18 protein-coding genes and 1 tRNA gene are annotated in these 16,640 nt (G+C 51.1%); 14 read left to right on the top strand and 5 right to left on the bottom strand.

Annotated elements, in window-relative coordinates; all coding sequences use genetic code 11:
* Positions 1 to 756: a hypothetical protein gene (locus J3P34_RS14285; RefSeq protein ID WP_210489320.1), complete on the bottom strand. Its 756-nt coding sequence runs from the start codon at positions 754 to 756 to the stop codon at positions 1 to 3.
* Positions 757 to 1,140: 384 nt separating this feature from the next.
* Here J3P34_RS14285 and J3P34_RS14280 point away from each other — a divergent pair, with 384 nt between their 5' ends.
* The 4 genes from J3P34_RS14280 to J3P34_RS14265 all read left to right on the top strand — a co-directional run bounded on the left by J3P34_RS14280 (position 1,141) and on the right by J3P34_RS14265 (position 4,980).
* Positions 1,141 to 1,428, top strand: coding sequence for a hypothetical protein (locus J3P34_RS14280; RefSeq protein WP_210489319.1), 288 nt, complete (start codon positions 1,141 to 1,143; stop codon positions 1,426 to 1,428).
* Between the two features lie 489 nt (positions 1,429 to 1,917).
* A complete protein-coding gene (locus tag J3P34_RS14275) occupies positions 1,918 to 3,072 on the top strand; it encodes an NTP transferase domain-containing protein (protein ID WP_210489318.1) in 1,155 nt (384 codons plus the stop codon).
* A 141-nt stretch (positions 3,073 to 3,213) separates the two neighbouring features.
* Positions 3,214 to 3,702, top strand: a complete 489-nt coding sequence (locus J3P34_RS14270) for a GyrI-like domain-containing protein (RefSeq protein WP_246853710.1) — start codon at positions 3,214 to 3,216, stop codon at positions 3,700 to 3,702.
* 516 nt (positions 3,703 to 4,218) lie between these two features.
* Entirely contained in the window at positions 4,219 to 4,980 is a 762-nt protein-coding gene (locus J3P34_RS14265) for a hypothetical protein (protein ID WP_210489317.1), read from the top strand.
* Between the two features lie 240 nt (positions 4,981 to 5,220).
* Here J3P34_RS14265 and J3P34_RS14260 read toward each other — a convergent pair.
* Positions 5,221 to 5,292: transfer RNA gene (locus J3P34_RS14260), tRNA-Glu, on the bottom strand.
* Between the two features lie 179 nt (positions 5,293 to 5,471).
* Between J3P34_RS14260 and gap the strand changes: the two genes are divergently transcribed.
* The 3 genes from gap (at position 5,472) to J3P34_RS14245 (ending at position 7,901) form a co-directional block, all read left to right on the top strand.
* Positions 5,472 to 6,467, top strand: coding sequence for a type I glyceraldehyde-3-phosphate dehydrogenase (gene gap, locus J3P34_RS14255; protein ID WP_210489316.1), 996 nt, complete (start codon positions 5,472 to 5,474; stop codon positions 6,465 to 6,467).
* Between the two features lie 179 nt (positions 6,468 to 6,646).
* On the top strand, positions 6,647 to 7,552 hold the full coding sequence (locus tag J3P34_RS14250) for a diacylglycerol/lipid kinase family protein (protein ID WP_210489315.1): 906 nt from the start codon (positions 6,647 to 6,649) through the stop codon (positions 7,550 to 7,552).
* 4 nt (positions 7,553 to 7,556) lie between these two features.
* Positions 7,557 to 7,901 carry a translation initiation factor gene (locus J3P34_RS14245; protein WP_210465309.1) on the top strand — a complete coding sequence of 115 codons (345 nt, stop codon included), beginning with the start codon at positions 7,557 to 7,559 and terminating at the stop codon, positions 7,899 to 7,901.
* Positions 7,902 to 7,985: 84 nt separating this feature from the next.
* Here the strand turns inward: J3P34_RS14245 and kdsB are convergent, their stop codons facing one another.
* Complete coding sequence (kdsB, locus tag J3P34_RS14240; RefSeq protein WP_210489314.1) at positions 7,986 to 8,732, bottom strand: 3-deoxy-manno-octulosonate cytidylyltransferase; 747 nt, start codon at positions 8,730 to 8,732, stop codon at positions 7,986 to 7,988.
* 347 nt (positions 8,733 to 9,079) lie between these two features.
* On the opposite strand from kdsB, the gene J3P34_RS14235 reads away from it, so the two are divergent.
* Together J3P34_RS14235 and J3P34_RS14230 are read left to right on the top strand one after the other, a co-directional pair.
* Complete coding sequence (locus tag J3P34_RS14235; protein ID WP_246850226.1) at positions 9,080 to 9,319, top strand: DUF2905 domain-containing protein; 240 nt, start codon at positions 9,080 to 9,082, stop codon at positions 9,317 to 9,319.
* A gap of 161 nt (positions 9,320 to 9,480) precedes the next feature.
* Entirely contained in the window at positions 9,481 to 10,173 is a 693-nt protein-coding gene (locus tag J3P34_RS14230; protein WP_210489312.1) for a YdcF family protein, read from the top strand.
* Here the strand turns inward: J3P34_RS14230 and J3P34_RS14225 are convergent.
* On the bottom strand, positions 10,164 to 11,543 hold the full coding sequence (locus J3P34_RS14225; protein WP_210489311.1) for an NAD-dependent succinate-semialdehyde dehydrogenase: 1,380 nt from the start codon (positions 11,541 to 11,543) through the stop codon (positions 10,164 to 10,166). The two genes, J3P34_RS14230 and J3P34_RS14225, sit on opposite strands and share 10 nt — an antisense overlap.
* 210 nt (positions 11,544 to 11,753) lie before the next feature.
* On the opposite strand from J3P34_RS14225, the gene J3P34_RS14220 reads away from it, so the two are divergent.
* The 5 genes from J3P34_RS14220 to J3P34_RS14200 all read left to right on the top strand — a co-directional run bounded on the left by J3P34_RS14220 (position 11,754) and on the right by J3P34_RS14200 (position 15,241).
* Positions 11,754 to 12,299, top strand: a complete 546-nt coding sequence (locus J3P34_RS14220) for an RNA polymerase sigma factor (protein ID WP_246850224.1) — start codon at positions 11,754 to 11,756, stop codon at positions 12,297 to 12,299.
* A 2-nt stretch (positions 12,300 to 12,301) separates the two neighbouring features.
* Positions 12,302 to 13,141: an anti-sigma factor gene (locus J3P34_RS14215; protein ID WP_210489310.1), complete on the top strand. Its 840-nt coding sequence runs from the start codon at positions 12,302 to 12,304 to the stop codon at positions 13,139 to 13,141.
* A 330-nt stretch (positions 13,142 to 13,471) separates the two neighbouring features.
* Entirely contained in the window at positions 13,472 to 14,170 is a 699-nt protein-coding gene (locus tag J3P34_RS14210) for a DUF2461 domain-containing protein (protein WP_210489309.1), read from the top strand.
* A gap of 276 nt (positions 14,171 to 14,446) precedes the next feature.
* Positions 14,447 to 14,698, top strand: coding sequence for a TolB family protein (locus J3P34_RS14205; RefSeq protein ID WP_210489308.1), 252 nt, complete (start codon positions 14,447 to 14,449; stop codon positions 14,696 to 14,698).
* On the top strand, positions 14,699 to 15,241 hold the full coding sequence (locus J3P34_RS14200; protein WP_210489307.1) for a hypothetical protein: 543 nt from the start codon (positions 14,699 to 14,701) through the stop codon (positions 15,239 to 15,241). It abuts the gene before it with no gap.
* A 90-nt stretch (positions 15,242 to 15,331) separates the two neighbouring features.
* On the opposite strand, the gene J3P34_RS14195 is transcribed toward J3P34_RS14200, so the two are convergent.
* Positions 15,332 to 16,621, bottom strand: coding sequence for a metal-dependent hydrolase family protein (locus J3P34_RS14195; protein ID WP_246853709.1), 1,290 nt, complete (start codon positions 16,619 to 16,621; stop codon positions 15,332 to 15,334).
* Positions 16,622 to 16,640: the final 19 nt, after the last annotated feature.

Below are 16,640 nucleotides of genomic sequence, written 5' to 3'. Positions count from 1 at the left end.
CTAAAAACGGAACCCCAGGTTTAAGTTGCCAGGAACAAAGAATCTGTTGTTGAAAGAAGAATATGTGTCTTCTACATTATCGGGTAGATGGAAGAACCGGTACCCGATTCCGGTATCGGCGGAAACCAGGAAGAACCTGGAGAACTGGTAGTAAGCCCCTATTTTGAAATTCAGGGTGGTCATGAATGCCTCGTCCAGCCCGGGCTCGGAGCCATTGCGATAGTTGTAGTTATAAAAATCAAAGGACCGGTAATGAATGGCAGGAGTTAAGTAGTACCTGAATCTTCCCTGCCGCTCTGGGTAGATATTCACCTCCAGACCCAAGCCATAATTAACCTGTTCCCGGAAGGCATCTGTATAGTACTCCGTCTCCTTGGATAAGCCAATGGTAATAGGGAATTTCAGGCCTATTTTCCCCGAGGCTACAATCCGTTCGTAGGCGAAAGCGAGATTAGTGTAGAAAAAGTCCAGGAGGTAAACGGAGAGAACGTTCCGCCCATATTCTGTTTCATAATTGAAGGATGCCGTCTCGGTTCTTTCCATCGCCGGAGCAGCTGCTGCAGCGGCGGCAAAGGTCTTAACCGTACCATCGGCCATCTGAATGGACCTTACATCCTGGGGGCTGATCTGGTAGACCAAAGAATCTGCCGCGTTGAATAGCCTGAAGCGGATAAGGTTGGGTTTCACATCCAGAACCTGAGCCTTCAAAACCACCCCATCGGTACGGGTAATAAGATCCTGCCCCCATGCAAGCATGACGGAACTTAGAAGGCATACTATCAAAAGCGTACCTTTTACCATCTACTGGGTCTTTAATAAGTTGCAGGGGGATTGATATTAAATATAAACAATATTTTATAGAATATGAAATTTATTATTAGGACTACTTTTTAGCCTTTGTGAGAAATAAAGGCTAAAAACAATGGTTTCCGGAGGAAGCCTCTGCTTAAGTGATCGCCTCTACCTTTCATAATGGATCATCAGGGTACAAGAATATTAGCAAAACCTTGGTCCTTTAATTGAAGTAATGGAGGTAAGTTCATATAGCATCCTTAAAAATCACAATGCCACGCAGCGGGTCTGTTCTAATTATAAGGCTTCCCGGTTTTTTTGATAAGGTAATTATAGCTCCATATAAAGATGAAAGGCAGAAAAACAACCACACTTGACCTCGTAGATGAACTTATAGCGCATAACACCAACGGCCGCTTCAATAAGCTGATCGCCAGCGCCAGAACAGGCCGCTACCACCATGCCTTTCACCTTGACGGTAAACTGCAGTTCCTTCGGGACACCGAACAATTCCCCGACCTGGTTGAAATAAGATTGGAGATCAGGAATGGGGTGTACGATGAGCTTATTTCAGAGAGAACCAATGCTTTCGTACAAAACCCTATCAATTCCTTCTGGAACAAGTTGGCCATTTAGCGACTTAATCATTTCAGAGGCAATCACATCCAATGCACCTGTGCCTTTCTGCACCGTTTCCTTGAGAACAGCCCCAAAACGCACTTCTGTTATTTTGTCTATTGCCTGGCAAAAACTGCCTGGTGTTCCTACAAGTTGTGCCCTGAGTTTAACAATTGCCGAACAACTTCTTTGAATACCGCATTAATTCAATCTCATGCATGGAGGCCCGTCGCATAAAAGCCATCTTTTGCAAGAGTAGCTGATAATAGGCTCAATAGGTCTGCAGCTTGTAAAATGGTTTGCCTGATTTTCCTTCTGCCCTTTTATTAGTAAGACAGATATCTGATTATCTCAAAACTGCACTTAGTGTGTTTTGCCGGCAATTCGTTTCTTACTTTCTCTTTTATTAGCATATTGCCAAACAGCCAACATCAACTGGTTTTGGGTTTTCAGATACGTGGCCATGCGCACCGTAATAGAACCAGAAAGCCAGCGGCATTAAACAGCATGAATTTACAGGAACACAAAAAACATAGCGTAATAGCGCGGCCCTCTTTTGGGAATTATGCTCGGCAGGAATGGGCTTTTCTGGGCACTTCCTGCGGGGCAATCAAGACCCTGGCCGATAGCATCATTGGGGCTTTGTCCCCGGAGTATGCCTGTGGGTATGTAGATGCCCAGCACCTCAAAGACGAGGAGGAAGCCACCTTGCCCGCCCGTCTGGAGGCTGGCGCCCAAGCCGAGTACACAGACCAGATCACGTACAGCCAATTCAATTATAAGGAGCCACTGAGTTCTTTCCGGTTCCGGGAAATGTTCTCAGCAATGGATTTGGTTTTGGTGAACGGAAACCACCAGCAGGCAAAGGCGCAGGTAATCATCCTGGACGAGAACAAAAGAGGCTCCTTGCAGAAAAGGGTGTCTCAACTTACCAACGTGCAGTTGATCCTGCTTACAGATTCGGTCACGGAGGTGTTTGACTTTGTGAAGCAGGCCGTACCGAACTGGCAAGATCTGCCTATTTATAAATTAACTGACACTGCCGAATTCGGCTCATTTTTCAGAAAACAGCTGCAAAACGCAACTCCTGTCTTGAACGGTCTGGTGCTGGCGGGCGGAAAAAGCGTGCGCATGGGGCAGGATAAAGGAGCCATGGAGTGGCACGGGAAAGAGCAGCGCTACTTTGTGGCAGACCTGCTGCAGGAGCTATGCCAGGACGTGTTTATCTCCTGCCGGCCAGAACAGCAAGCTTCCTTGAGTGACACCTACCGCTACCTCCCAGATACCTTCACCGGACTAGGACCTTTTGGCGCTATTTTGTCTGCCTTCAGGGAACAACCCAATGCCGCCTGGTTGGTCATTGCCTGTGATCTTCCGCTGCTGGATGCCAAAACCCTGCAGTACCTCATAGAGAACAGAGCGGTTTCTGCCATTGCCACTACTTTCGAGAGTCCCCACGATGGTTTCCCGGAACCCCTCATCACCATCTGGGAACCGAAGAGCTATCCCGTCTTGCTTTCCTTTTTGGCGCAAGGCTACACCTGCCCCAGAAAAGTCTTACGTAACAGCCCCATTCAAATGCTCAAGCCCTTTAACCCAGATGCGCTTATCAATGTGAACACTCCCCGGGAAGTAGAGGAGGTTAAGAAAAAGTTAAGGTAACCTTTTTGCCCAAATCCTTCCTTGGAAGAGTTAGCGCCGATTTTTAGGCTGCTCTTTCCGCTATGCTTTATGCCAACTCCTTTATATGTATGGGTTTTGTCACAGACACACATCCTTTACTGACCTGTCATTATAAGAATCATGGAGACCATAGAACCAAGAATTGCTCTGCTTCCTGAGAAGAAACTGATGGGTATGCAATTGGCCATGTCATTGGCAGACAATAGAACAGGTGAACTCTGGAGAAGCTTTCTGCCAAGACGCAGGGAAATCCAGAACAGCATAGGAACTGACTTGTATTCCATGCAGGTTTATGACCCTTCTTATTTCCATAACTTTAATTTGCAGAGAGAATTTGAGAAATGGGCCACCATTGAAGTAAAAGACTTTGACCTGGTACCCGATGGAATGGAAACCTATACTTTGCCCGAAGGACTATATGCTGTTTTCCATTACAAAGGCCTGAGCACCGATACCTCCATCTTCCAGTACATCTTTTCCTCCTGGTTACCCAACTCTAACTACTCTTTAGACATTAGGCCTCATTTTGAAATTTTAGGCGAGAAATACCGGAACAACCACCCAGATTCTGAAGAAGAAATTTGGATCCCCGTCAAACCTAAAGAATAAATCAGCCGAATTGGTCTGTAAAGGAGCCTAGAACCAATGGCTTTTTGTGTTTGTTCTTTGCCATTCGTGCGCTTAGCAAAAAGTAAGCATGCTAACCACTTGGCCTGAATCAAACCTTCTTGATTAATTAAGTATACCCCAACCCCAAAAACAGGTTTTTGGCCCAGACCTCCCTTTCATTAAGGACAAGCTCAAAACGCTTGTTCATAACCTGCCTCCTGATTTCCCAGAAATGCTTTTTGCTGATTCTTTGCCCGGCATTGTATCCTGCCAAATACAGGTTTTTGGTATTAAACCAGATAATGATAGGGTGGAGACTTATGTATTTTGGCTTTGTTATGTTGATATATTGCAAGAATCATTCTGGAAAAGTTTGGCTGATACTGTTGAAATGTCGATAATAATGTTAGATTTGAATTCATCAACAATGGAAAATTGATAAATATGGGGAAAACTTCTACTCGACTTTTTACAATTGTATTTTTAACGGCATTCTGGGGAGCATCGGCTCCGGCCATGGCGCAAGGCCCTCGCATAGAAGAATCTGAAATGGTAGTCAATGGTATCAGCCGCAAGGGACAGGGCACCACCCTCCAATTAGACCGTGAGGTAGTGGAGCGTGCCTGGAAAGCCTACCTGAAAAAGCAATCCGGAAGCCCGGTCAATGGCGTGTCGTTCTGGTCATTTGACAAAGCCAATAAGTCAAAGGGAATCTATGCCATCAAAAATGGGGAGATAGACACCATCAGCAGCCAACCAATCAACATTGTCTCCAAAGTGGCGGGTGGCCAGGACAGCACTGTGGTCTGGTGGTCGCTTGAAATAGGCGGCAAGAGCCTGAGCCAGGGAGACACCCCCAAAGAATGGGACCGCAGCGCGGGGCTATTGCAGCAGTTTGCCCGCAACCTCTACCTGGAAGACATCCAGTCTGAAGTAGACTATGCCGAGGACGTTGTGGTTTACTCTAAGGAGGAAGCTGAGCGGATGTCAAAGTCAGCAAGTAAAATCAAGGCCAAAATAGACAAAAACCTGGAGGAAAAGGCCGCCATGGAAGCCGCCTTGGCTAGCCGCACTCGGGAGTTGGAGCAATTGAACCAAAATATCCAGAAAGATCTGAATCGGCAGGAACTGGCCCTGGCGGCCAAAGAGCGCGAGCTGAATGAGATGAACAAGAAACTTCAGCGATGGCTGATCAGGCAGGAGGTGGCGCAACAGGAAATGGAAATCATGCGCCAAACAATGGAAGTTGTGAAAGCAAAGATTAGCAGAATGATCTAGTCCAGTTTGGGCATTAGAAGAGATGGGCCCCACGGTATTATATCGCGGGGCCCATCTCTTTTAAAATACAATTGTTTTGCTAATTGAAGTGAAAAGAGTTTAGAGCCGCCGCAGCAAATCACCCGCCTTCAGACCCACCGTTATGAGGTAAAGGAAAACAGAGGAAAGCATAAATTGTACGTGCATGCGTACGGTACAAAAGCAAAAAAGCCTCTTAGCGTGAACTGAGAGGCTTTTGAGTAGTCCGTAGGGGAATCGAACCCCTGTTACCAGAATGAAAATCTGGTGTCCTAACCCCTAGACGAACGGACCATCTTTCGGTTTTGATGGTGCAAATATAGAAGGCGGTTTTTTATCTGACAAGCATCTTTGTTAAAATAAATGCGTTTAAACGGTAATTAGCTCAAAATGAGGCGGTAAATTTTTAGTTTGTTTTGCCTGTCTTAACATGTAACTTGCCGCCGTTAAACCAGAATAAAACCTTAAGTAAAATGTCTAAGAAAATAAGAGTAGCCATTAATGGCTTTGGCCGTATCGGCCGTCTTACCTTTAGGACTCTGATCGAGCACGAAAATGTAGAAGTGGTAGGGATTAACGACCTGACGGACAATGCCACCCTTGCACACTTATTGAAATATGACTCTGTACACGGCCGTTTCAACGGAACCGTTTCTGCAGATGAGAGCAGCATTACCGTGAACGGAAACCGCATTGAGGTGTTCGCGGAGCGTGAGCCTAAGAACCTGCCTTGGGGTAAATTAAACGTTGACGTAGTACTTGAATCTACCGGACGTTTTGTGGACGAGAAAGGTGCCGGCGGGCACTTAGAGGCAGGCGCCAAGAAAGTGGTGATCTCTGCTCCGGCCAAAGGAAACATCCCAACCGTAGTATTAGGGGTAAACGAAGACATCTTAACCGGCCAGGAAACCATCGTTTCCAACGCTTCTTGTACCACCAACTGCCTTGCCCCAATGGCCAAGGTGTTGGATGAGGCTTTCGGGATTGAGAAAGGCTATATCACCACTATCCACGCCTACACTGCAGACCAGAACCTGCAGGATGCGCCGCACTCTGACCTGCGCAGAGCCCGTGCCGCTGCTTACTCTATCATCCCAACTTCAACTGGTGCTGCCAAAGCCGTTGGCTTGGTATTGCCGCACCTGAACGGTAAACTAGACGGCGTGGCCATGCGCGTTCCAATTCCGGATGGTTCTTTGACCGACTTAACCGTGATCCTGAAAAGAGAGGTGACCAAGGCTGAGATCAACGCTGCCATGCAGAAGGCCGCCCAGAACGAAATGAAAGGCATACTGGAGTACACCGAGGACCCAATCGTTTCCATTGACATTGTAGGTAACCCGCACTCTTGTATCTTTGATGCGCAGCAGACAGCTGCCAACGGTACTTTGGTGAAAGTGGTAGGCTGGTATGACAACGAGTTCGGTTACTCTAACCGCGCCGCTGACCTAATCTCCCGTATCGGTTAATTTCAATCAGTCAAAATATATTGAAGTGGTGCTGCCTTCCGGCGGCACCACTTTTTTTGTGTATTTTTACCAAATCGGCTCTAAAACAGAAAAGAAAACCAACCCCGACTGCGCACCTTTTCCTGGTAACCAGTAAAGCCCGCAGTCTGCCTTGTTTTCTTAAGAAATCCCTGCTTGCCATGGAAAAACCAACCGCCCCGGAGAAAGCCTTTTTTATCCTGAACCCTAAGTCTGGGGTGCGGAACAATATATCGGTGCCCGACCTCATTGCGCAGCACCTGGATACTTCCCGCTGGACGCCCGAGATCGTGTTCACGGAATATGCCGGGCACGCCCCTGACCTGGCCCGCCAGGCCGCCGCCGATGGTGCGCGCCTGGTGGTGGCCGTGGGTGGGGACGGTACCGTGAACGAGGTAGCCCGCGGCTTGAAAGGCACGTCGGCTGCCCTGGGTATCCTGCCCAAAGGATCGGGGAACGGGTTGGCCCGGCATCTGGGTATTCCCCTGGCGCTGCCGCAGGCCTTAGCTTTGCTCAACCGGCCCACCTTTCACCGGATAGATTCCTGCGCCATTAACGGGCACCCGTTTTTCTGCACGGCCGGTATTGGGTTTGACGGACTGGTAAGTTCGGTATTTGCCAAGAGCACCAAGCGAGGGTTGAGCAGCTATGTGCAGTTGGTGGTGCGGGAGTTCCGGTCATTCAAGGCCCATGAGGCAACGGTGAGCATCAATGGGCGGGCGCTTACGTCTGAGTTCTTTGTGGTAGCTTTCGCGAATGCCTCGCAGTACGGGAACAACGCCTACATCGCGCCCATGGCCAATATCCAGGATGGACTCATGGATGTCTGTATTATCCGGCACGTGGGCGTAGCTGAGGCCATTCAGTTGGGGTATGGTCTCATGACCAAACAGATTGCGCATTCAGGCTTGGCTGAGTTCCACACTTGCGCCACTGTTCGCGTACAAAGTGAAGAGCCGCAGTATTTCCACGCCGATGGCGAGTTCATTGGGCAGGCGAAGGAATTTGAAGTGCAGTTGTTTCCAGAGTCGTTAGAAGTGATTGCCTCTTTGGGGGCCAAAGCATAAAAACATGAGCAAAAACAAAAAGAACCGCGAGGGGGTGGTCTTCTCCACGAACCCAGATTTTGAATACGAATACCAGCAGGATGAAGAAATCCAGACGCTGCCGCCGCAACAGCAGAACCTACGCGTGCAGCTGGATAAAAAGAGCCGGGGCGGCAAACAGGTAACCCTTATCACCGGTTTCGTAGGGCAGGACAGTGATCTGCAGACCCTGGGCAAAACCCTCAAAACCAAATGCGGCGTAGGCGGCGGGGCTAAAGACGGTGAGATCACCATCCAGGGCGATTTCCGGGACAAGGTGCTGCAACTGCTGCTGGACTTGGGCTACAAAGCAAAGAAAGCCGGAGGCTGATGCGCCCCAAAGGGGCGCAAGTCCTGAGTTCTGAGTTTTGAGTCTTGAGTCAGCAGTGTATCAGAAATTCCTAATTCTCAATTACTAATTCCTAATTCTTAAGTATTGCAGCGCCTTTTCCAGGTCCTCGGGGGTGTCAATGCCAATGGTTTCCAGCTCGGTCACCGCGGTGATGATCCTGAAGCCGTGCTCCAGCCACCGGAGTTGCTCCAGTGACTCGGCTTTCTCCAGGCTGGAGGGCTGCAGTTGGGTGAGTTGGGCCAGCACGTTGCTGCGGTACCCGTAAATTCCGATGTGTTTGTAATAGGCATGCCGGTTAAGCCAATCCTGCTGCTCCACGCCGCGCAAATAGGGGATGGGGTGGCGGCTGAAATATAAGGCCTGTCCCTGCGCGCCTATTACCACTTTGGGGCTATTGGGGTTGAACAGTTCCTCCTGTGACTGCACCAGCTTAATAAGTGTGGCAATCTGGTCCTGCGGTTGCGCAAAGCAACCCAGCACTTTGTTTATCTGCTCCGGCTGAATGAAAGGCTCATCGCCCTGGATGTTCACCACTACTTCAAACTCGTCACCCAATTGCGTGTAAGCATCATAGCAGCGGTCGGTGCCGCTCTGGTGGTGCGTCGCCGTCATGACCACCTTCCCCCCGAAATCAACTACGTGCTGCCTAATGCGGTCATCATCTGTGGCTACCACCACTTCCTGCAGGTTGGCGCTTGTAGCCTGCTCATACACCCGCTGGATCATGGATTTCCCGTCCAGCATGACCAAGGGCTTACCGGGATACCGGGTGGAGGCAAATCTAGCGGGGATGATTCCAACAGCTTTCATAGGAGCAGGTCTTTTCTGGGTGAAGGTTCTTAAACTAGGGAAACAAGTTCTTGTTTGCCCAAAGATATCAATATTTCAGTAGGGCCAAGGGAAAGGCAGCCAAGGCAGGTAATGTAATCTGCCGCAGCTACTTTCTTAGGGAAGCAGTGCTTCTTAACCGTTTAGCATCGGTTTTATAAATACAACCCGGAAATGGGAAGGTGTTCTTCTCTTTCTTAAGTTCAAATTCTGGCCGCCTTTTCTGTACAATCCAAAGCAAATTGAAGTATAAAGAGATTGTTAATTAATATGATTATTTATTGATAAATTTTTATAAATTACTCAGGTATAACCATAAACTTGGCAAAATGGAACCAATGGACATACAGCCGCTTGGTAAGTACATCATGATCCTGGGGGTGATCATAGTGGTTATCGGGGTGATCATCTGGCTGGCGGGGCCTCGCATAGGATGGTTCGGGCGCCTGCCCGGCGATGTGCACGTGGAGCGGCGTAACTTCAAAATTTTCGCGCCTTTCACTACCATGCTACTGTTGAGCATTCTGTTCAGTTTGGTGCTTTGGGCTATCCGCCGTTTCTTTGGGTAGTTTATTTAAAAAGCACTTTTCCACCAAGACCACAATGCCCCGGATGCTCTGGTGCGGCCTTGTTTGGCCTGGTGGAGGTTTTATAGTCTATGTTCTTTCTGCTCTCCAAGCTCCTTCAGTACCTTGTTTCCCCTTTGTTTTGGATTGTTGCCCTTTTCGTTTTGGGGCTTCTTCTGAGAAATCAGGCTAAAAAGCGACTAGCCTTCCGCACGGGCCTGGTGTTGCTGCTGTTTTTCACCAACCCTTTTCTGAGCAACGAGGCCTGGCTGGCTTGGGAGCCCGAGGCAGTGCTCATGAAAGACGTGCCTACCTATGACGCAGGTATTGTGCTCACGGGCGTGACCGAGGTAAATAAATCACCACATGACCGGGTGCATTACCAGGAGGGAGCCGAGCGGATTCTGGATGCCATTCAGCTCTACAAAATGGGCAAACTGAAGAAAATCATCATCTCGGGAGGCTCCGGGGCCATCAAAGACGTGGAGCGGACCGAGGCCAGTAACCTGCAGCAAACGGCGCTCTACGCCAGCGTGCCCGCCGCCGATATCCTGCTGGAGGAGCGCAGCCGCAATACCCGCGAGAATGCCCAATTCACCAAAGAACTCTTGCAGACCCAGCCTCAACTGCGGAAGTTGTTGCTCATTACTTCGGCGTTCCATATGCGGCGGGCCCAGGGCTGTTTTGAAAAAGTGGGCCTTAAACCCGACACTTTCCCCGTCGACTTCCAGACCCACGACCGTAGTTTCCATTTAGATGACCTGCTCATCCCCAACCCCGAGGCGCTTCAGCAATGGTCCAAGCTGATCCATGAGTGGGTGGGCTATGTCACCTATAAACTGCTAGGCTATTCCTGAGGGTCGCTGACCCAAATGGTTTTCTGGTTCACAAACTCCCTGATGCCCAAATAAGACAATTCCCGGCCGTAACCGGATTTCTTCACGCCCCCAAATGGCAGCGCCGGGTCTGAGGCCACAATGGCGTTCACGAACACCGCTCCGGCTTCTACTTTACGGGCCAGTTCCTGACCGCGCTTGATATCGCTTGTCCAGACGGAGCCACCCAGCCCGAAGGGAGAGTCGTTGGCGATCCGGATGGCGTCTTCCGCGTCCTCGGCCACAAACACCAAAGCCACCGGCCCGAAGAACTCCTCTTCGTACGCCGGGTTGCCGGGTTTTATATCCGTGAGGATGGCAGGGTGGAAGAGGGCTTTGTCCGGATCGGGTTGGCCGCCCTCCAGATACAGTTTGGCGCCGGCCTTAACTGAGCGTTCCACCTGGTCGGTGAGTTCCCGGGCCAGGTCTACGCGGGCCAGAGGACCGTAGTCTATGTCTTCGTCATGCAAGGGGTCGCCGGTGCGCTTTTTCTGCATGTTTTTGGCAAAAGCGGCCAGAAACTCCTCGGCAATAGGTTTCTCCAGGATGAAGCGTTTGGCAGCGATGCAGCTCTGGCCGGTGTTGATGAGGCGGGCGCTGGCGGCTTTCTTGGCCACGGCCTCCACATCGGCATCAGCTAGGACCACAAAGGCATCTGAGCCACCCAATTCCAGTACCGTTTTCTTGATCTCGTTGCCGGCCACCGAGGCCACTTTGGCGCCCGCGCCCTCGCTGCCGGTGAGGGTCACGGCTTTCACCCGCTCGTCTTTGATGAGTTGCTCCACTTCCTTGGAGCCAATGAGCAAAGACTGGAAACAACCTTCTGGGAAGCCTACTTTGTCAAACACCTCCTGGATAGCCAGCGCGCACTGCGGAACATTGGAGGCATGTTTGAGTAAGCCCACGTTGCCCGCCATGAGCGCCGGCGCCGCAAACCTAAACACCTGCCAGAAAGGGAAATTCCAGGGCATGACGGCTAGGATGGCACCCAGCGGCTCAAAGGAAATGAAGCTGCGCACTGCACTGGTCCTGATTTCCTCGTCCTGCAGGAAAACCTCGGCGTGCTGGGCGTAATAGTGGCAGACAAGGGCGCACTTGCTAATCTCGCCCCGGGCCTGGGCCAGCGGCTTGCCCATTTCCAGGGAAATGATTTTGGCATAGTAATCCGTGTTCCCGGCCAGTTCATCACCGGCGCGCTGCATCAGGGTAGAGCGTTGCAGAAAGGAGGTGGTGCGCCAGGCCTGAAAGGCGGTTTGGGCGCGCTGCAGCGTTTCTTCAATCTCCTGCGCCGAGGCAGGTTCAAAGGTTTTCTCTACCTGGTTAGTATATGGGTTGATGGATTGGATAGGCATAGGTTTTTACTATATTTGGCAGGGACTTTACAGGTAGTAGATAAATAACTTACTGGTGCATTGTCCGTAATAATACGGACGATATTCCTGCTTATGTTTGGATTCTTCAAAACATATTTTACATAACTGGGTTAAAAGAGTTACGTAAAGCATGGAACTTTCACGCCCCTGCCTAGTCTCCACCGCCAATTGGCTTAACGATATTTATTGTTGGATACAACTTTACACATTACCTCTGAAGAGGACCTGGTTGCGCAATTGCGGGCGCGAGACCAACGGGCCGTTACTCTTCTATACCGTAATTACTCAGCGGCGCTGTACGGGGTCATCCTCCGGATAGTGAAGCAGGAGGAGGTGGCGGAGGACGTTCTGCAGGAAAGCTTTGTGAAGATCTGGACCGCATTCCCCACCTATGATGAGCAGAAAGGGCGTCTCTTTACCTGGATGCTCAACATTTCCCGTAATTTAGCCATTGATAAAATCCGCTCAAAGCAATATCGCGTAGGTTCAAAAACGCAACCCATGGAAAACACCGTGACCTCCCACATGGTGAGCAGTGAGGGCATCAAGCCAGACCACATTGGGTTGCAGGAGATGACCGAGCAATTGAACCCAGACCAAAAGATAATCATAGATTTAATGTACTTCAACGGGTTCACGCAAAGTGAGGTGGCCGAAGAGCTGAACATCCCGCTGGGTACGGTAAAAACCAGGGCCCGGATGGCCATCAAGTTTTTGAGCAAATTAATCAAATAGAATTGAATACACAGGAGTATATAGATTCAGGGGTACTGGAGCTGTACGCAGCCGGTGGTCTCACGCCCTCAGAAAGTGGGGAAGTGGAGGAAATGGCTGCCCGGCATCCGGAGGTGCGCACGGCCCTGGAAGAATGCCTGCGTACCATGGAGGCCTATGCGCTTACCCATGCCCAAGCGCCCCGCCCTGAGCTTGAAGACCAAATCCTGCGCCATTTGCAAGCCCAGACTGCCCCGGTACAGCCCAACGGTGCTCCGGAAGGAAAGGTGGTACCCATGAATGCAGCTTCTCCCGCCCAATACCCAAAAAGAGAAAGCACCCGCTGGTGGCAGATAGCCGCCGTGATTTTGCTGTTGATCAGTGCCGCCGCCAACGTGTACCTGTACAGTAATCTGAGAGAGACCCGCAGTGAACTGATCAGTGCCCGGCAGACCTCTCGCCAATACGCCCTACAAGTAAGCCAGCTAGAAACCCGCAGCCTGCAGTCTGAGAACCTGTTGGGCATGCTGCGCAATCCGCAGACGCTGGCTGTACAACTGAAAGGCGTGACCCAACACCCAGAAGCTCAGGCGACCGTTTTCTGGAACCAGGAAACCAAGGAAGTCTACTTTGATCCCGCCAATCTGCCCGCTGCCCCCACCGGCAAGCAGTACCAACTCTGGGCCTTGGCGCAAGGCAAACCCATTGACGCCGGCGTAGTCAAAGCCACCGACAGCACTTTGCTCAAGATGAAGTCCATTGAAGAAGCCCAGGCCTTCGCGGTAACCCTGGAGCCCGAGGGCGGCAGCGTGAACCCAACCCTGGAGGAAATGTACGTGATGGGCAACAGCGCCGGAAAGTAACTTTCCTTTGATGCCCAACTCTGCCTGGCATTGCTGCTTCACGGCCAATTCAGGCAAAACAAGCATAAAACTCTACCAACATCAGATACACTTTTGAAGGCCTATTAGGGGCCTTCTTTTTTTTCTGATACACTTGTAGTGGGATAGAAGCCAGATGACAATTTGGGCTACGTCTTGAAACACTTTGTTTTAGCCCTGATTTCTAAAAATAACCCACAGAACAGGTTCCTGCTATTTTATCTCTAAGCAGTTTGCGCCAGAAGCCTGCAGAACTTACTTTGCAGCGCAACTGTTCTCACCCATGGCAAATTGCCTATCTCACGAGACCTCATGAAAAAGCACTTAGAACCCTCTACTTTAGATTTTATCCGCGATCTGCGCCAGAATAACCAGCGCGAGTGGTTTGAGCAGAACCGCAGTCGCTACGAAGCCGCCCGCCAGGATTTCATTTCTTTCCTGAAAACCCTTTTGCAGGGAGCCGCTCAGTTTGAGTCTGCCCTGGAAGGACAGGAACCCAAAGACCTCATGTTCCGGATTTACCGCGACGTGCGCTTCTCTAATGACAAACGCCCCTACAAAGACCATATCTGCGCCTACATGGCCGAGGGTGGCCGCAAGACCATTAACCCTGGCTTTTACCTGCACATCAGCCCTAATGACGGCTCTTTCCTGGCTGGTGGGGTCTGGATGCCCCCGGCTCCTGAATTGAAGGCAATTCGTCAGGAAATCGATTATAACTATGAGGAGTTGAAGGGCCTGCTTAATGACCCATCGTTCAAGAAATACTACGCGGGCATTGGTGGCGAGAAACTGAAAACAACGCCCAAAGGCTACGATAGCGATAACCCGGCCATTGACCTGCTGCGGCATAAGAGCTGGAACACTACCTACATGCTCACAGATGAAGTAGTCACCAGTGACCGCCTCTATGACGAGGTGCTGGCGGCCATGAAAGCAGTGAAACCGCTAAATGACTTCTTCCTTCGCCCCATGAAGGAACTGAAAGAATTCAAAGCTGAGGAAGTGTAAATCATTTGGAGGCCGTTTTTCTTAAATCGGCCTCTAAACTTTTATGGAGGCTTGTTCTCGCGTTTACTTAAATTAGAAGCTGATAGAAAAGCAAAGCAGATGGAGGGGAGATGATTTGTGGGAGGAATATGTCTTTAGCTTAATATATATGTTAAATAAAGAACTCGCATATTACCTTCGTACATGATAACCCTCAAACAAAGCCTCATTCCTTTTTGTCTTGCCATATTCGCCTTAGGTGCCAGGGGGCAGGGAATACCAAACACGGAGATTTTTTTGGTTAAGCTGAAAGCCGGGAAGGAGACCTTACAAGCAGGCACGCCCACCAACATCACCCAACGGCCGGGCTATGACAACCAACCCAGCTTTACGCCAGACGGCAAGTCTATTCTGTTCACCTCTCAGCGAGATGGGCAGCAAACAGATATCTTCCAATACACTTTGGCCGGAAAGAAAACCGTGCAGCTCACCAACACCCCGGAAGCGGAATACTCACCTTTGGTTACGCCGGATGGGAAGAGCTTTTAGGTGGTACGTGGAAAGGAACAGCACCTGTGGCGCTTTCCGCTCAGGGCAGGGAGTAGCCAGCCGGCTTTGCTGTTGGCTATGCCGCAGCTCATAGGCTACCATGTCTGGTATAATCAGGATTCACTCTTTGTTGCCGCCTTCCCAGATCAGCCGCCCATGGGCATGTACCTGGCCGTGCCGGGCACGAAAAAAACCGAGAAACTGGAAGAGTCCATTTGGCGGAGCCTGCATAAGGTGCCCCGGAAGCAGGCGGTGAGTTATCTGGTGCCAGTGTCAGACTCGGTGGCTGAGATCAAGCAGATGCAAGTGAAGACCGGCGAACGGGAGGGCCTCATCCAGGCGCTGCCCGGCTCCCAGGATTACGCCTGGCTCCCCAATGGTCGCTTGCTGATGGCCCAAGGTGCTAAACTATACGTTTACCGGCCCGGCACTGATCGCCGCTGGAAAGAGGTGGCTGATTTCACGCCACAAGGAGTGAAGAACATTACCCGGTTGGCAGTAAGTCCCAAAGGAAACTACCTTTCCTTTGTCGCGAATCTCTAAAAGAACCTCCTAAAAAGAAGAATCCGTTTCAGACCCATTTTATCAAAAGGTGGCCTGAAACGGATTCTTCGTTTTTTTGCGAATCCTAATTTATGGCTGACGGAAAATCTGGCCGCCTTTCATGACCAGATGTATTTTGCGCAGGGCAGATACGTCCTGAGTAGGATCACCGGATACGGAGATGAGATCGGCGAGCAGACTGGCTTTAACGGTGCCCAGCTTTTGGTCCAGGTGGAACCGTTTGGCATTGCCCGAGGTAGCGGCGCGCAGCACCTCCAGCGTAGACATGCCGTAATCCACCATCAGTTCCAGTTCCCGGGCGTTGTCGCCGTGCGTGAAAACGCCCACGTCACCACCTACCACCATGGGCACTCTGGCCGCGAGGGCTGCTTTGAAGTTAGCGCGTTTCTGCGAGATGCGGGCCGGCTCAGGGTCCTGTCCTTTGCGCCAACCGCCGTATTGCAGAATGGCATCGCCGGCGGCCAGGGTAGGACATAGGGCTACGTCTTTTTTGGCCATCAGCTTGAAAACCTCGGCGGTGGCATTGTCGCCGTGCTCAATGGTTTCTACCCCCGCCTCAATGGCGCGGCGCATGCCTTCAGGCGTGCTGGCGTGGGCCACTACCGGCCGACCGGCACTGGCGGCTACCTCCACAATCAGCTTCAGCTCGGCTAAGGTAAAGGTGGGCAAGGCTTCGCCGTTGGCTCCCCAGCGGTAATCGGCGTACACTTTCACAATGTCGGCGCCTTTGCCCATCTGGTCGCGCACCACGCGGGTGATGTGGTCAATACCATCGGCGGCCTCGGCGCCTTGCGGTACCTCAAAAGCCGGATCAAACCCCTTAGGGCCGTAACTGCCCGTAGCAATCATGGCTTTGCCAGCCACCAGCATGCGCGGGCCGGGGATGATGCCCTGGTCAATGGCTTGCTTCAAACCTACATCGGCGTACTCCGCACCCTCTGAGCCCAGGTCACGCACGGTGGTGAAACCCGCCAGCAGCGTATTGCGGGCGTGCACGGTGGCGCGGGCCACACGCAAAGCATCGGCTTCCTTCAAGACCTGATCGTTCCAGGACGTCTCGTTATAGGGGTGCAGCAGCAGGTGGGAATGGCCTTCAATTAATCCTGGCAGTAGGGTTTGTCCCGAGAGGTCTAAGGTGCGGGCGTTCTGCGGCACTGAAACCGAAGAGGCAGGTCCGGCCGATAGGATTCGTTCACCCTGCACCACCACTACCCAGTTCTTCTGCAGGTCGCGCCCATCAAAAACCTGACTGGGCCTGAGCACGAACACTGAGTCTGTTTTGGGGCTGGTTTGGGCAAAACTGCTGGAAAACGCGACGGACAGTATCATCATCTGCAGGAGCCGGAAAATCTTTTTCATAGGTGAGTTTAAGGCTTTG

Source organism: Rufibacter aurantiacus (assembly GCF_017916345.1).
In the GTDB taxonomy this organism is placed as follows: Bacteria; Bacteroidota; Bacteroidia; order Cytophagales; family Hymenobacteraceae; genus Nibribacter; species Nibribacter roseolus.
This window is presented reverse-complemented; position numbering and strand designations above follow the sequence as displayed.

Coding starts and splice junctions, on each gene's coding strand:
- J3P34_RS14285 (WP_210489320.1), bottom strand. CDS start 756: ATGCTTGCATGGGGGCAGGATCTTATTACCCGTACCGATGGGGTGGTT.
- J3P34_RS14280 (WP_210489319.1), top strand. CDS start 1,141: ATGAAAGGCAGAAAAACAACCACACTTGACCTCGTAGATGAACTTATA.
- J3P34_RS14275 (WP_210489318.1), top strand. CDS start 1,918: ATGAATTTACAGGAACACAAAAAACATAGCGTAATAGCGCGGCCCTCT.
- J3P34_RS14270 (WP_246853710.1), top strand. CDS start 3,214: ATGGAGACCATAGAACCAAGAATTGCTCTGCTTCCTGAGAAGAAACTG.
- J3P34_RS14265 (WP_210489317.1), top strand. CDS start 4,219: ATGGCGCAAGGCCCTCGCATAGAAGAATCTGAAATGGTAGTCAATGGT.
- gap (WP_210489316.1), top strand. CDS start 5,472: ATGTCTAAGAAAATAAGAGTAGCCATTAATGGCTTTGGCCGTATCGGC.
- J3P34_RS14250 (WP_210489315.1), top strand. CDS start 6,647: ATGGAAAAACCAACCGCCCCGGAGAAAGCCTTTTTTATCCTGAACCCT.
- J3P34_RS14245 (WP_210465309.1), top strand. CDS start 7,557: ATGAGCAAAAACAAAAAGAACCGCGAGGGGGTGGTCTTCTCCACGAAC.
- kdsB (WP_210489314.1), bottom strand. CDS start 8,732: ATGAAAGCTGTTGGAATCATCCCCGCTAGATTTGCCTCCACCCGGTAT.
- J3P34_RS14235 (WP_246850226.1), top strand. CDS start 9,080: ATGGAACCAATGGACATACAGCCGCTTGGTAAGTACATCATGATCCTG.
- J3P34_RS14225 (WP_210489311.1), bottom strand. CDS start 11,543: ATGCCTATCCAATCCATCAACCCATATACTAACCAGGTAGAGAAAACC.
- J3P34_RS14210 (WP_210489309.1), top strand. CDS start 13,472: ATGAAAAAGCACTTAGAACCCTCTACTTTAGATTTTATCCGCGATCTG.
- J3P34_RS14195 (WP_246853709.1), bottom strand. CDS start 16,621: ATGAAAAAGATTTTCCGGCTCCTGCAGATGATGATACTGTCCGTCGCG.